3 protein-coding genes and 1 pseudogene are annotated in these 16,429 nt (G+C 67.3%); all 4 read left to right on the top strand.

Annotated elements, in window-relative coordinates:
* Positions 1 to 491: 491 nt before the first annotated feature.
* Positions 492 to 9,944, top strand: coding sequence for an SdrD B-like domain-containing protein (locus SPK54_RS12780; protein ID WP_330948271.1), 9,453 nt, complete (start codon positions 492 to 494; stop codon positions 9,942 to 9,944).
* Positions 9,941 to 13,351, top strand: coding sequence for a TonB-dependent receptor (locus SPK54_RS12775; protein ID WP_143569491.1), 3,411 nt, complete (start codon positions 9,941 to 9,943; stop codon positions 13,349 to 13,351). Before SPK54_RS12780 ends, SPK54_RS12775 begins: the two co-directional genes overlap by 4 nt.
* Positions 13,352 to 13,362: 11 nt before the next feature.
* Positions 13,363 to 14,355, top strand: a complete 993-nt coding sequence (locus SPK54_RS12770; protein ID WP_099497387.1) for an OmpA family protein — start codon at positions 13,363 to 13,365, stop codon at positions 14,353 to 14,355.
* A gap of 818 nt (positions 14,356 to 15,173) precedes the next feature.
* A pseudogene (locus SPK54_RS12765) lies at positions 15,174 to 16,370 on the top strand (IS1182 family transposase); the annotation flags it as partial.
* Between the last annotated feature and the right edge of the window lie 59 nt (positions 16,371 to 16,429).

The raw sequence follows: 16,429 nt of genomic DNA, 5'->3' as shown, positions 1-16,429 counted from the left end.
CGCTCTGTGGCCCGAGATTGAAGCTTCAGAGTGTGTTGATCAGACCTTCCCTAGAGATGTCCGAACAGACGGAGGCCTAAGCAGCAAGCGGTTCCCAAGCGGCCTCCGGGCTCGGTTTCGCAGGCCGCTTCCGAAACGCGCGCACATGAGGGCGTTTAAGTACATGAATCAACTCACATTTGTGATGTTCATCTTGACCTAATGTGATTCGAATTATACTGAGCCTGTAGTCGGGGTATGCGGGCTGCTCTGCTGGCCGCATAAAGTTTGATCGACGCACTGACTTTTTCTGATCTAGGCATCTTAGAGGCCGGGTTGAAAAGCTGACATCGCGCACGGCGATGGGTGCGGTACAGGGGAAATTCGAAGTGATGAAGCAATCTTGCGCGGTGGAACGTGTCGCTGCGTTTGCGCGCGCGAAATTTGAATTGCTCCAGCGGGAGCATTCGCAGCGATCCACGTCGACATCCTCGCTCTGGCGGCGACTGGCGTTGCTGGCGCTGTGCTGCGTAGCACCCACGGCTTTCGCGGCCGACCTGCAGATCAGCAACCTGTCCGACACCGGGTACGACCCGACGCCAGTCGGCGGTCCCGTCGTCTACCACGTGGTAGTCGAGAACGGCGATATCGACGCGGTCTCCGACGCGGTCGCCCTGTTCGACCTGCCGGCCGGTGCCACGCCGGGCACGTTGCCGGCGTTCTGCGCGAGCCTGGGCGGTTCGCCGGTTCGTATCCGCTGCGACATCCCCACGCTGACGCAGGCATCGTCCTCGGTTGCGTTCGATATCCAGATGAACACGGCGGGGATGGCCGCAGGTACCGTGCAGATCCATAGCGCGGTGGGTTTCGCCGGCATGCTGCCTGCTGCGGGCGAGGCGCTCAACACGCTGCCGCCGTCGCATCCGTTCTTCGGCAGCGACAGCGACACCGACAACAACCAGCTCAGCCAGGGCACCACGCTGCAGCAGTCGGGCGACCTGCGCCTGCAGAAGACCGCGACGCCGTCGCCGGTAATCGGTGGCGGCGAGGTCACGTATACCCTGCAGGTGTTCAACGACGGTCCGAATGCGTCGTCCGGTTTCAACGTGGTGGACACGTTGCCTGCCGGCGTCACGCTGGTGGCCGGCAGCTTCATCGGGCCCGGCTGGACCTTCAACGCCGGCACGATGACGGCGACCCACGCCGGTGCCGTCGCCAATGGCGACAGCGCGTCCTTCAGCTTCCGCGCCAAGGTCAATGTCGGCAGCGGCAACATCACCAACGCCGCCGTGGTCAACGCCGGTGCGATGCCGGATCCGAACGTGGGCAACAACACCGACGAGGTGACCACGCCGGTCACGCCCGGTGCCGACCTGATGATCAGCAAGAGCGCCAATCCTGCGCCTGCGGTCGCCGGCGAGCCGGTGACGTTCAACATCCAGGTGCGCAATCTCGGCCCGAGTGCCGCGACCAATCCGCGCTGGACCGACACGCTCCCGACCGGGTTCACCGTGACCGGCGGCAACCAGCCCGCCGGCTGGACCTGTGCGACGACGAGTGGCGACACGGTGCGTGGTTGCACCTTCGCGGGCAATCTCGCCGTCGGCGCGATCGTCAATTTCACCGTGCAGGCGGTGGTGCCGTCCAACGGCACCAACAGCAGCGGCAACGTCACCAATACGGCCACCGTGACGTCCGACACGCCGGATGCGGTATCGACCAACAACACCGGCAGCACCACGTTCAGCGTGGTGCCGGATGGTGCGGATCTCGGCCTGGCGAAGCGCAAGGCGCCGGCACTGGTCGCGATCTGGCCGGGCAGCGGTGACGACAGCGACAGCCGCATGACCTCGACCATCGAGGTGCACAACTATGGCCCGCGCGCAGCCACCGGCAACGTGCGCGTGGTGGACGTGCTGGCCGCGGGCGAGGAGTACGTGAGCGGCGGCAACGCGGGCGAGTGGTCGTGTTCCGTCGCGCCGCCGACGTGGAACGGGGGCGGACCGGCGCAGGTCGTCACCTGCGATCTCGATGCCTCGCGGTATCCGTTGGCGAGGAACGCGGATGCGCCCGACCTGCGCATCATCACGCGTGCGCGCAGCGCCGACCTGGCGCTGACCAACAACGCGTGCACCGGCGGCTCGGGCGGTTCGCTCGAGCCCATCACCGGCAGCATCGACGAAGACCGCAACCCCAACAACGACTGCGCAGGCGATGGCACGCGCACCACCAACGATCGCGTCGACCTGCAGATCGAAAAGTGGACCAACGCGCCCGGTGCCGGCGACAACACCATCGCGGTGGGCGTCAACAGCTTCACCTACACCCTGCGCGTGACCAACCTGGCGATCACCGACGCGGTGCCGGCCACCGGCATCGTGGTGAACGACACGCTGCCCGGCTTCGTGCCGGCGTCCGGTGGGCTGCCCAGCACAGGCATCACCGTCAGTGCCCCGGCCGGCTGGACCTGCCCGGTCACCGGCGCGTCGATCGTCTGCCGCTCGGGTGCCACCGCCCTCAATCCGGGTGCGTCCGCGGACATCGTCATCACTGTCGCGCGACCGCTGTTCGACAGCATGGGCCAGAGCCCCGGCAGCTGCGGCGCGGGTGCGCCGGCGACCGGTGCGTTCTGCAATACCGCGGGTGTCGCCGTGGATCCGGCGGTGCCGGATTCGGTCGGTGAAATCAACGGCGCCAACAACCAGGCCAGCGACTGGGTGCGCATCGAGCGCGAAGCCAACGTGCGCACCACGGCGAAGAACATCGTCACCGGCAACGTCGGCCGCGCCGGCGTGGACAGCCAGTACGTGATGTCGTACCTCAACGAAGGCACCGCGACGGTGCCGGGCGTGGTGTTCCGCGACACCTTCACCCTGCCGGCGAACGATGCCGGTTTCGTGCTGGTTTCGGCCACGCGCACGCCGGGCACGGTGGCCTGCACGGCCACGCCTGACGGCGGCCTGACCGCCACCGCCACGGCGGGCGGTACCTCGTACGCGAACCCGACCGGCGCGCCGCTGCAGCTGGCCATCGAATGTCCGGCGCTGTCGATGTCGCATCGCCAGAGCGAGGACATGCTGGTCACCATCCGCCCGAACGTCAACACCGGCAACAATCCGGCCGGCCGCCAGTTCGACAACGTCGCCACGTTCGGCATCACCGGTGGCGCCACCGGCAGCGACGCCAACGGCGCGTTCAACTACAACAGCAACACCAGTGCGGCCGACGACCAGAAGACGGCGTCGCTGACGTTCCAGCAGGGCGTCGCCGACCTGATCGTCAACAAGACCGATCTCGGCTTCACCGGTGGCGTGGATCCGCTGGGCTACGACGCCCTCAATCCCGCCAACAACCTGATCACGTACCGCATCTCCGTGCGCAACGTCGGTCCCTCGGTCGCGACCAGCGTGCGCATCAACGACACCTACCGCGTGCCGAGTGGCCGCCAGGTGCGTTTCATGGGTATCGCGCCCGGCCCGATCGGCGGGCCGTCCACGGCCTTCAGCGCCGCCGGATGTACGGTGACCAGCGCCAATCCGTTCACCGGCACGGGCACCACGCCCACCGACGCGGGTTTGAGCATCGAGTGCGACGTGCCGGGTGCGGGCTTCGGCGGCAGCAATGCGCCCGGCGTGCTGGGCGTGAACGCGACCAGCTACGTCTACGTCCAGTACCGCTACGAGACGCCGCCCGGCGCCAGCGGCGATACGGCGCGCAACTACGTCAGCGTGGTGCATGCCGAAACGGACCCCAATACATCCGACAACGCGGTCGACGAGCAGACCTCGATCCGCACGCGCGCTGATGTCGGGGTGACCAAGCATGTGTTCACCGACCTGCCGGACAGCGACCCGGATGTTGCGCTGCCGGCATCGCCCGCCACGGCGGTGGCGTTGCGCCAGCCGTTCTACTGGGTGATCGAGGGCGTGAACAACGGTCCGGGCGCCAGCCTGTCGCGCGACCGCACCGGCACCAGCCCGTTGAACGGCACCGGTACGGTGATCACCGACACCTTGCCCGCCGGCCTGGAAATCCTGGGCGCGGCCACGTGGCAGAAGAAGGGGCCTGACCCGGGCGGCGACGAAGTGCCCGATGGCACCGGCACGTGTACCGCTGCCGGCCTGGCGCTGACCTGTCGCCTGGGCGACGTGACCGTGACCGGCAAGGTCCGCGTCATCGTTCCCGTGCGCTGGACCATCTATCCCGGTGCCGGTGCGCAGATCAACACCGCCAGCATCACCACCGAACAGGTGGATCCGAACCCCGGCAACAACACGGCCACGGAAGACATCCTAGTCACGCGTTCGTCGCTGGAAGGCCTGGTGTTCGAAGACCGCGATCGCGCGGCAGGGAACGGCGGCACGCAGCAGACCGTCACGGGCGAACCCGGCATCGCCGGCGTCACCGTCGTGCTGACCGGTACCGACCTCTACGGCAACGCGGTGAACCTCACCCTGCCTACCACGGCGGACGGTGCGTACCGCTTCGAGAACCTGTCGCCCTCCGATGCGTCGGGCTACACCATCACCCAGACCCAGCCGGCCGGTTACGTCAACGGTCCGATCGATCCGCCCGCGGCCGGTGGCAGTGCGCCGTCGCTCGGTGGCACGTATGCGGCGGGGTCGCCCAACTCGGTGATCAGCGCGATTCCCGTCGGCGCCAACCAGGCCGGCGTGCGCTACAACTTCCCCGAGGTACGCCAGCCATCGCTGTCCGGCTTCGTCTACGTCGACGCCAACTTCAGCAACGTGCGCGATGGGGGCGACAGCGCCATCGCCGGCGCCACCGTCGAACTGCTCAATGCCGCCACCGGCACCGTCGTGGCCACCACCACGACCAATGCCAGCGGCGCTTACAGCTTCACCAACCTCGATCCGCTGACCGTCTACACGTTGCGCGAGGTACTGCCGGCCGGCAGCTACCAGAACCGTCCGACGGCGGTGAATGCCGGCCTGATCGGTGGCATGGCCTGTGCCACCGGCTGCACGCCGGGGAGCGGCGTGGGCGGCGATGCCGCCACCACCGACCGCATCAGCGCCATCGACCTGGGCGCCGGTACCGACGGCACGCTGTTCAACTTCGGCGAAGACGCGGTGTCGGGCATCAGCGGTCGCGTCTACGTGGACCGCAACGGCAACGGCGATTTCGATGCCGGCGATGCGGGCACGGTCAATTCGCGTCCGAATGGCGGCCTGCAGGGCGTCACCATCACGCTGACCGGCGCCGGTGCCGACGGCATCTTCGGCACCGGTGACGATCCGGCACCGGTCGTGCTGCAGACCGACGCCGATGGCGCGTACCAGTTCACCGGCCTGGTGGTCGGACAGAACTACCGCGTCACCGAAACGCAGCCGACCGGTTACGGCAACGGCACCGAGCACGCGACCAACGTCATCGACGTCAACGCGCTGCCGTCTGCCGGCGTGTCCGATCGCGACTTCGGCGAAACGCTGGGTTCGCTGGCGGGCGTGGTGTTCGAGGACTTCTCGACGACGGCGGCCAACAACGACAACGGCAGTTTCGACGGCGGTGAAAACCCGATCGCCAACGTCACCGTGGTGCTGACCGGCACCGACGTGCTCGGCAATCCGGTCAACGTCACCGTGCAGACCGACGCCACCGGCGCCTACGTCTTCCGCGATCTGCTGCCGCCCACCGGCAGCTACACCCTCACCGAGACGCAGCCCGCCGGCTACATCGATGGCCGGCACACGCCGGGCAACGCGGCGACGCCGGGCAGCGCGACCACTCCGAACGTCATCGACGGCATCGTCATCACCGAAGGCCAGGCGGCCACCGGCTACCTGTTCGGCGAACTCGCCAACGCCGTCATCAGCGGCACGGTCTACCTGGACCGCGACGACGACGGCAACCAGGATGCCGGTGAACCCGGCCTGCCGGGCGTGACCGTGGTGATCGAAGGCGCAGGCCCGGACGGCCTGTTCGGCACGCCCGACGATCTGCCGCCGGTCACCCTGACCACCGACGCCAATGGCGGCTACAGCTATGGCGGTGCGATCACCGGCCAGAACTACCGCATCGTCGAAACGCAGCCCACCGGGCTGGCGGACGGCCAGGAAAACCCGACCAACACCATCACCGTCACCAACCTGCCGGCGAGCGGTTCCAGCGGCAACGACTTCGGCGAACGCGCCGCGTCGCTGAGCGGCAGCGTGTGGCTGGACACCAACAACAACGGCGTGCGCGACGCCGGCGAGAACGGGATTGCCGGCGTCAGCGTATCGCTGCCGGCGGGCACCGTGGATGCACTGGGCAACGCGGTGGCGGCGGTCGTGACCGACGCCAGCGGCAACTACCGCTTCGACGATCTGCTGGCCGGCACGTACACCGTCAGCGAGCAGGCCGCGCAGCCGGTGGTGGGCGGCATCACCACCATCAACGGCACCACCGTGGCCGGAACCGTCGGCGGCAGCGCCAGCGGCACCGCCACGCCGGTCGCGACCGTGCCCAGCGCGGTGGCCGGCATCGTGCTGCCCGCTGGGGGCGCGTCGATCAACAATCACTTCGGCGAGACGCTCGGCGTGGCGTTGTCGGGTCGCGTGTTCTTCGACGCGAACAACGACGGTCTGCAGTCGGGCGCGGCCGAAACCGGCATCGACGGCGTGACCATCACGCTGACCGGTACCGACGACACCGGCGCCAGCGTGTCGCTCACCACCACGACCGACGCCAACGGCGACTACGCGTTCGACGGCCTGCGTCCCGGCACCTACACGGTGACCGAACCGACCCAGCCGACCGGCACCAGCAACGGTCAGACCGTGGCCGGCACCATCGGTGGCACGCCGTCGGGCACCGCCACGGCGATCACGACTGTGCCCAGTGCGATCGCGGCGATCGACCTGACCACGCCGGGCGCGAGCTCGATCGGCAACAATTTCGGCGAGATCCCGCTCAACAGCTCGATCGGCGGCCGCGTGTGGCGCGACAGCGACAACGACGGCGTCGTCGATCCGTCCGAGGAAGGCATCGGCAATGTCGTCGTGCGCCTGACCGGCACCGACCCGGCCGGCAATACCGTCACGCGCGAAGTGACCACGCAGCCGGACGGCACGTACGCGTTCACCGAACTGCCGCCGGGCACGTACACGATCACCGAACCCGAGCAGCCTGCGGGCACGCTCAACGGCATCACCAATGCCGGTACCGGGGGCGGTACCGCGACGCCCCCGACGTCCACGCCGTCCGTCATCACGGGCATCACGCTGGGCGTGGGCGAAGACATCACCGGCAACGACTTCGGCGAAGTCCCGGCCGGTGCGATCAGCGGCCGCGTCTACAACGATGGCAACAACAACGGCGCCATCGATGCGGGCGAGGGCGGCTACGCGAACGTGCAGGTGGTGCTGACCGGCACCGACGACCTGGGCCAGGCGGTGAACGTCACCGTCACCACCGACGCCGAAGGCCGTTACCGCTTCGACGGCCTGCGTCCGGGCACCTACACGGTGACCGAGCCGACGCAGCCGGTGGAAACGCTCAACGGCATCACCAGTGCCGGCACGATCGACGGCACCGTCGTGGGCACCGCGACGCCGGTGACGACCACGCCGTCGGCCATCAGCGGCATCGTGCTGCCGCCGGGTGGCGATTCCATCGACAACAACTTCGGCGAGATCGGCGATTCGCCCGACCTGGTGGTCAGCAAGACCGCCACGCCGGCCGTCTTCACCGTCAACAACACTGCCACCTACACGCTGCGCGTGCGCAACATCGGGCAGCAGCCCAGCGCGGGCGACTACGTGGTGGAAGACCGCCTGCCGGCCGGCCTGACGCTCGCCGCGACGCCCGTGGGCGTGGGCTGGACCTGTACCGGTGCACCGGGCGAAGACCGTTTCCGCTGCGCCAGCAGCACGGTGATCGCTGCGGGCGCGACGTCGGGCGACAGCATCATCGCGCAGGTGCGCGTGGCGGCCTCCGCCGCGACGGGATCGCCGGTGAACAACGCGGTGATCGTCGAAGGCGGCGGCGAGAACGAGTACCGCACGCCGACGCCGGACGAACGCGCCGACTTCGAAGGCAATCCGGGCGACCTGCCGGTATGCGACCCGGCGATCACGCAGAACGCGTGCCGCCTGCCCACGCCGGTGCAGTTGTCGGCGTCGGTGTCGGGCACGGTGTGGTTCGACCAGGGCAGCGACTTCGGTCGCATCGACGGCGGCGACCGCCGCCTGTCCGGCTGGGTCGTCGAAGTCGTGAACGAGAGCGGCCAGGTCGTCGGCACGGCGACCACCGGTGTCGATGGCACGTATTCGATCGCCGACCAGGTGCCCGGCGTGCTGTTGAGCATCCGCTTCCGCGATCCGGCGACGGGCGTGGTGTGGGGCCTGCCGGTCAGCGGCGACACGATCGCCGGTGCGCCGGTGCCGTGCGATGCGAGCACCGCCATCGCCAACGGCACCGCCAGCTCCTGCCGCAGCAACGAGGGTGGCAACACGCACCTGGCCGTCGTGCTGGCGCCGGGTGCGAACCTGCCGCAGCAGAGCCTGCCGTTGAATCCCGGTGGCGTGGTCTATGACGCGACGACGCGCACGCCGGTCCCCGGTTCGCGCGTCACCCTGACGCCGATCGGCACGTGCGCGGGCTACACGCCCGAACAGCACGTGCTGAACGCCGCGCTCGGTGGTTATAGCGTGCAGGGCACGTCGATCTCGATGACGGTCGGCGCGGAAGGCTTCTACCAGTTCCTGCTGGGCCCGAACGCCCCGGCCTCGTGCCGCTTCCAACTGGCGGTGACGCCGCCGGCCGGCTACACGTTCGAGTCCGGCATGATCCCGGCGGAGACCTCGTCGCTGACGCCGCCGTCCACCCCGGGCGAGGGCTACCCGGTGCAGACGAACGCGACCGCGCCGACCGGCCCGGTGGGCACGTCGACGACGTACTACCTGGAGCTGACCCTGGGTTCGGGCGTGGCGGTGCCGGTGCACAACCACATCCCGCTGGATCCGCAGATCGCGCCCGGCCTGGTCATCACCAAGACCGGTGATCGCAAGACGGTGGAAGTGGGCGACAGCCTGGTCTACACCATCACCATCCGCCAGACCGCGGGTGCGTCGATGGGCACGGTCAACGTCATCGACCGCCTGCCGCATGGTTTCACCTACATCGATGGCACCGCGCGCGTCGACAACGCCGGCATCGCCAATCCGCTCGGCAAGCCGGGCCCGACGCTGGTGTTCGACGTCGGCGCGCTCGCCGTCGGCCAGCAGAAGGTGCTGACCTACCGCGTGCGCGTGGGCGTGGGCAGCCAGCAGGGCGACGGCATCAACCGTGCGCGCGCCTACGGCTGCTCGATCGACGGCGGCTGCGTGGATCCGACCACGCTGACGCCGTACCCGAACGGGGGCGTGGTGCCGTCGAACCCGGCCGAGTACCGCGTGATCATCAGCGGCGGTGTGTTCGCCGACGAAGGCTGCGTGCTGGGCAAGATCTTCGTGGACTGCAACGTCAACCACGTGCAGGACAAGGAAGAGCTCGGCATCCCCGGCGTGCGCATGTACTTCGAGGATGGCACCTGGATGGTGAGCGACTCGGAAGGCAAGTACAGCTACTGCGGCTTGCCGCCGAAGAGCCACACGCTGAAGGTCGATCCGTCGACCCTGCCCGTGGGCTCGCGCCTGACCACCAGCAGCAACCGCAACCTGGGCGATGCGGACAGCCTGTTCATCGATCTGAAGAACGGCGAGTTGCACCGCGCCGACTTCATCGAGGGCAGCTGCTCCAACCCGGTAATCGAGCAGGTCAAGGCGCGCCGTACGCAGGGCGAGATCCGTGCGCCGGAAACCGAGCGCAACCAGCAGCCGCTGCGGTTCGAGAGCAAGCCGGCGCGTGCCCCGCAGCAGGGCACCGACTCGGCCAACCAGCGGCCGATCGTCGAACCCAGGCCTACGACGAGCGCGCCGACCGGCACGGATGACGCGCGCAACGGGGAGGTGCAGCCATGAGCCGCTCCGCCCCGCGTCCGTCGACCTTCATGGAATCCCGTGCCATGCGCGCATCGCGTCCTTCGTTCCACCCCCTCGCGCTGGCGCTGGCCCTGGCGGTGACGCCGACGCTCGTGCAGGCGCAGGCCGTGTCCGGCGACCAGCGTTTCACGCCGGTCCTCGGCCAGGCCACGCCGCTCTATCCGCAGTCGCCCGAATCGCAGGACCGCGCGCCACAACCGTTGTACGCACAGCCCGGCAACGTCGACTACAGCGTCAACGTGGGCGTGGACCGCGTGCTGGTCGAGGTCGATCGCGATGGCGTGCCCGCCGACGGGCAGTCGCCGGTGAAGGTCGTCGTGCAGCTGTACGGTGCCGATGGCAAGCCGATGGCCGGCGACGCCTTCGCCACCATCGAGCACAGTGGCGGTCGCATCAAGCTGGCCGATGGCCGCACGGATGAATTCGGTCCGGGTCGGCTGGACGCCGACGAGGTCACCCCCGGTATCCAGCTGGCCGTGCACAACGGTCGCGCGGAGTTCGAACTGCTGGCCCCGCACGATCCGCAGGACGTGTTGCTGCGCGTGACCTCGGGCGGCCACAGTGCCGAGGGCGTGATCGGCTTCGTGCCGGAGATGCGCGAGCTGATCGCCACCGGCCTGATCGAGGGTGTCATCAACTTCCGCCGCAAGGGCGACAGCCTGATCAACGGCACCCAGCAGGGCGATGGCTTCGAGCGCGAGATCCGGCGCTGGGAGAAGCAGTTCAACAACGGCAAGGCCAACGGTGCCGCGCGTGCCGCGTTCTTCGTCAAGGGCACGATCAAGGGTGAGTACCTGCTGACCGCGGCCTACGACTCCGACAAGGACGTGCGGGCGCGCCTGCTGCGCGACATCCAACCGGAGGAGTTCTACCCGGTGTACGGCGATGCGTCGTTGCGCGGCTTCGATGCGCGCTCGGCCGAGCGCCTGTACGTGCGCGTGGACAAGGACCGCAGCTACCTGCTGTACGGCGACTTCCAGACCGGCGACAACATCGCCACGCAGACCGGTGTCGACTTCGGCACGCAGGCGGGCCAGCGCGTGCTGGGCACCTACAACCGCACCGCGACCGGCCTGGGCTGGCATTTCGAAAATGCGCGCGTGCGCGGCAACGTCTTCGCCATTGAGGACTCGCTGCGCCAGGTGATCGAGGAACTGCCGGCCGCCGGCAGCGGTCCCTACGGCCTGCGCAACAACGCGGTGCTGGAAGGCAGCGAGCGGGTGGAAGTGGTGGTGCGCGACCGCAACCAGCCCTCGCGCATCGTCTCGGTGCGTCCGCTGGGCCGCCTGGTGGACTACAGCTTCGAGCCGTTCTCCGGCCGCATCCTGCTCAACAGCTTCCTGCCCTCCTTCGACAGCGACCTCAATCCGGTGTCGCTGCGCATCACCTACGAACTGGACCAGGGCACCGAGAAGTTCCTCGTGCTGGGCGCGGACGCGCAACTGCGCGTGGGCGAACGCGGCGAGATCGGCGGTTCCTACGTCGACGACCGCAATCCCTTCGCGGCGTTCGAAATGGGCAGCGCCAATATCGGCTACAAGCTGGGCGCCAACACCTGGCTGGTGGCCGAAGCCGCGCGTACGCGCAGCGAGGTGAACACCAACAGCGTCAACCAGTACGGCACGCCGGGCCTGCAGGGCCTGAGCGGGCTGGTGGAAGGCGATGCGTGGCGCGTCGAGCTGGGCCATGCGGGCGAAGCGCTGAGCCTGAAGCTGTTCGCCGGCCAGTCCGATCCTGCGTTCAACAACCCGGCTTCGTCGCTGTACGGCGGCCGCGGCGAGTACAGCCTGACCACGCGCTGGCGCCTCAACGAGCGCTTCGAGCTGTACGCCGAAGGCCTGCGCAGCGAGGACCGCAACCCCGATGGCGGCGAACGCGATGCCGCCAGTGCGGGCACGCGCGTGAAGCTCACCGACCGGCTGACGCTGGATGTCGGCTACCGCGCCATCCGCGAGACGGTCGGCGCGTACTACACGTGGGCCACCAGCAGCGGCTACGGCAACATCGGCGGCCTCACGGGCGGTTACGCCACCGGTTCCGGCGGCGGTGCGCTCGGCTACGGCCAGCAACCGCTGGATCCGCTGACCGGCCTGCCGATCATCAGCAGCGGCAATCCCAACGACGTGGCCAGCGGCCTGCCGGTGGGCACCGAACTGTCGTCGGACATGCTGCGCATCGGCCTCGGCTACCGCGCCAGCGACCGCTTCAGCCTCGGCGGCGAAGTGGAGCAGGACATCCACGGCGAGGACCGCAATCGCGTGGCGCTGGGCATGGATTACCAGTTGCGCGAACGCAGCCGTATCTACGGCCGCTACGAGAAGCAGACCGGCATCAGCGGCGTGAACGGCCTGACCCAGGACGGGCGCGAGGCGGACACGGTGGCACTGGGCGTGGACACCAGCTTCATCAAGGACACGCAGCTGTTCTCCGAGTACCGCTTGCGCGATGCCATCGCGGGCCGCGACATCCAGGCCGCCTCGGGCATGCGCAACCGCTGGGACCTGCGCGAGGGCCTGCGCCTGGATACGACGCTGGAGCACACCAACGTCATCTCGGGGAATATCGGTGACTCCACCGGCATCGGTTTCGCGCTGGACTACAGCGCCAACCCGCTGTGGCGCGGCAACGTGCGCCTGGAGCATCGCATCTCCGACGACGTCGCCGGCACGCCGACCAACGAGGGCTACAACACGACGCTGCTGCAGTTCCTGGCCGCGCGCAAGTTGAGCCGCGATTGGACGCTGTTGGCACGCAACTACCTGTTGCGCACCGAGTACGACGCGCGCGGCGACGTGCTGCAGGACCGCTTCCAGATCGGCGCGGCGTATCGCGACACCGATACCAACCGCGTCAACGCGCTGGCCCGCTACGAGTACAAGCTGGAGAAGGACGAGAGCGGCATGGACGGCTCCGGCTTCGGCTCAGACACCGGCCAGGACATCCGTAGTAGCGCGCACATCATCTCGGCGCACGCGGACTGGCACCCGTCGCGTCCGTGGTGGCTGACCGGCCGGGTGGCGGCGAAGTGGCAGCAGGACAGCTTCTTCTACGCCGACACCGGTCGCGTCGACGACGATTTCAACGCCGTGCTGCTGTCCGGCCGCATCGTCTACGACATCACAGAGAACTGGGACATCGGCGTGCTGGGCTCGACGTTCCGCGGCCAGGACGGCGCCAACCAGTACGCGTTCGGCATGGAAGTGGGTCGCTTGTTGCGGCAGAACCTGTGGCTGTCGGTGGGCTACAACGCCACCGGCTTCCGCGGCGACAACGACCTGACCGGCTACGAGTACACGCAGCAGGGCGCGTTCATCCGCCTGCGCTTCAAGTTCGACGAAGACCTCTTCCGCAGGGAAGACGCCCGCTACCGCGATCCGGTGCGCTGAGGATTACCGACATGACCACTACCAAAACCTCCCTCCTGTGCGCGGCCGTGCTGGCCTGCATCGCCTTCACCGCCGGTGCGCAGCAGACGCAGCTGACGCCGGCGCGCGATCGGATCACCGACGAGACGATCCACGCCGACCTGACCGGCTACGAGCACACCCAGGGCCGTATCCAGGCGCTGAACGACGGCGGCCGCCCGATCCGCGACTACCATCTGTCGAAGGCGCAATGCTGGCTGGACGTGTCCTTCCACGAGTATTCGCGCAACGACCGCAGCGCCTTCCCGCAGGAAGCGCTGACCGAGTCGGAGAAGCTGATCGTGGGCATGGAGCAGGGCGTCACGCCGCTGCCGACCGATACGCCGCTGGTCAATGGTGCCGCCCGCGTGCGCGAAGACCTGTGGAAGCGCCTGGGCGCGATCCATGGCACGCCGGGCTTTGCGTGTGCGCAGCAGGCCGTGGCCTGCGGCGAGGTTGAACTGGTCCATGCGGGCAACGAGTTCAACCAGCAGCAGTGGCGGCATGCCAAGCCGTACATCCAGATCGCCGAAGACTGGGTGAGCGATGCCGAAGCCTCCACGCGCCAATGCGGCGCGGCGCCGGCGGTGCTGCCGGTGGACACGGTGCTGACGGCGAACGTGCTGTTCGAGTTCGACCGCTCCGGTCGCAGCGACATCCGCGCCTATTCGCTGCAGAGCCTGGACCGCGAACTGGCCCGCCTGCGCGAGGAAGGCCTCACCCTGGCCAAGGTCGAACTGGTCGGCCATGCCGACCGTCTGCAGGGTCGCGGCCACGACTACAACCAAGCGCTGTCCGAGCGTCGCGCGCAGACCGTGCGTGCGCTGCTGTTGGAGCGTGGCATTGATGCCGCCAACGTCACTTACAGCTTCAAGGGCGATGGTGATCAGGTGCAGCAGTGCGACGGCGTGAAGCCTCAGGCCGCGCTGCGCGAGTGCCTGATCCCGAACCGCCGCGTTGAAGTGCGCCTACACGTCACCCGATGAAATCGACACTGGTCGATTCGAGAGACGCCACTCGAGCGATAACCGACGGACAGTTCGCTGTCACCGCTTGATTCAGATACAGGCAAGCTAATTTTGACTCTCGAGAGAGCTGAACACGCTCCCAGAGGAGGGTGTCCACTTGTAGCCCCAAGTAGATAAACGAGTATGCAACTGCGTGTCGAAAGTACTACGGCTAAGGCCGACCTTCAGGCCGACATTAGCGACGGGTTTCCAACCCGTTGGGGCACAGCTTGTAACCCGCTTTCGATCGAAGCTGGGGAGAGGTGCTCCATGAGGCATGTTTTTCAAAGTATTGACAGGCGTGGGCTATCCTGCGACGGATGAACGAGCCAGAGAAAAACATCCTGAGGGCCAGCGCCACATCCGTTGCGTGGAGCGTGGACGTCATATCCTTCCTGCGAGGGGCGACTAGTGATAGCGAGTTGGACATTCACGATGCGGCTGACGCACTGCGTATGACGCTAAGCGTCTGGATCGCAGGATCTGCCTCCAATGATTCGCTCCTGACCCCCCGGCACCTCCGCTGAACATAACTTCGGTTCGAAGCCACTCGGCGTGGAGCGGGTAGTAGCGGTTGAGTGCCGTTTACACCGAGGCCTCGATCACCGCGCTGAACTCCCTCCTGCATTTGCCGGACAGCGATGCCCTGGTCGCGTCTACGGCCGTACTGCGCATGCAGGAAAGGAGGTTAAGGATGTTTATCGGGGAGGCCGATGGCATGGCAGCTTCCGGCCGAGGCTGTGTGAAAACCCCGCCTCCACTGGCATGATCTGAGCACCGGCTGATGGGTGCTCTGCATGAAGCGATTCGTGGATGGCGTTGATCGTTCCCAAGGGCTTCTGCTCCCTGATCGGCTGGAAGACTTCGTCCATGAGGACAACCCCGTTCGGGTGGTTGATGCCTTTGTGGAAGCACTCGATCTGAGCGAACTTGGCTTCGAGGCCGCCAATCGCGTGGCCGGTGGCCGTCCTGCGTATCACCCCGCGGTGCTGCTCAAGATCTACATCTATGGCTACCTCAACCGCATCCAGTCCAGCCGTCGCCTGGAGCGGGAGGCGCAACGGAATCTGGAGCTGATCTGGCTGACCGGACGACTGGCACCGGACTTCAAGACCATCGCCGACTTCCGCAAGGACAACGGCGCTGCAATCACGGCCGTGTGCAGCCGGTTCGTTGCACTGTGCCGGAGCATGAAGGTCTTCTCGCATGCCATCGTCGCGATCGATGGCAGCAAGCTCAAAGCGGTGAACAGCCGGGACCGCAACTTCACCGTTGGTAAGGTCAGAGGACGCCGGCAGCAGTTGGAGGAGAGCGTTGCGCGATACCTCGCCGAACTGGACCGAGCGGACCGCGACCCTGCCTTGCTGCCGGAGGGGCGTGCACCACATCTGAAGGACAAGCTGGCGAAGCTGCGCGCGCAGATGGAGAAGCTTGATGCCATCGAAAAGCAGCTTGAGGCCGCAGCAGATCACCAGATCTCGCTGACGGACCCGGACGCAAGATCAATGACGTCAAGCGGTCGGGGCACAGGCACGGTTGGCTACAACGTCCAGGCGGTGGTCGACGCCAAGCATCATCTGATCGTCGCTCATGACGTGACGAACGACGGCCACGACCGCGCGCAGCTCTCGCGCATGGCAACGAAGGCCAGGGAAGCCCTTGGCACCGAACGTATGACGGCGCTGGCAGATCGTGGCTACTTCAATGCACCGGAGATCCTGGCGTGCGAGGAGGCAGGCGTGATTCCGTTGGTGCCCAAGCCGCTCACGTCGAACAGCAAGGCCGAAGGCCGGTTCGACAAGCGGGACTTCATTTACGACGAAGCCGCGGATGAGTACGAATGTCCAGCAGGCGAAAGGGCGATCCATCGCTTCACGGCCGAAGAAAAGGGCCTGACCCTGCACAAGTATTGGTCATCCGCCTGCCCCCGCTGCCCGATGCGGATGAAATGCACGACCGCGAGCTATAGACGAATCACCCGCTGGGAGCACGAACACGGGGTTCTACCCCGCTAACACGGACACTTCAGTTAAGCCTCATGATGGGGCAGGAG

The organism is Thermomonas sp. LB-4 (genome assembly GCF_036409385.1).
Lineage (GTDB): Bacteria > Pseudomonadota > Gammaproteobacteria > Xanthomonadales > Xanthomonadaceae > Thermomonas.
This window is presented reverse-complemented; position numbering and strand designations above follow the sequence as displayed.

Coding starts and splice junctions, on each gene's coding strand:
- SPK54_RS12775 (WP_143569491.1), top strand. CDS start 9,941: ATGAGCCGCTCCGCCCCGCGTCCGTCGACCTTCATGGAATCCCGTGCC.
- SPK54_RS12770 (WP_099497387.1), top strand. CDS start 13,363: ATGACCACTACCAAAACCTCCCTCCTGTGCGCGGCCGTGCTGGCCTGC.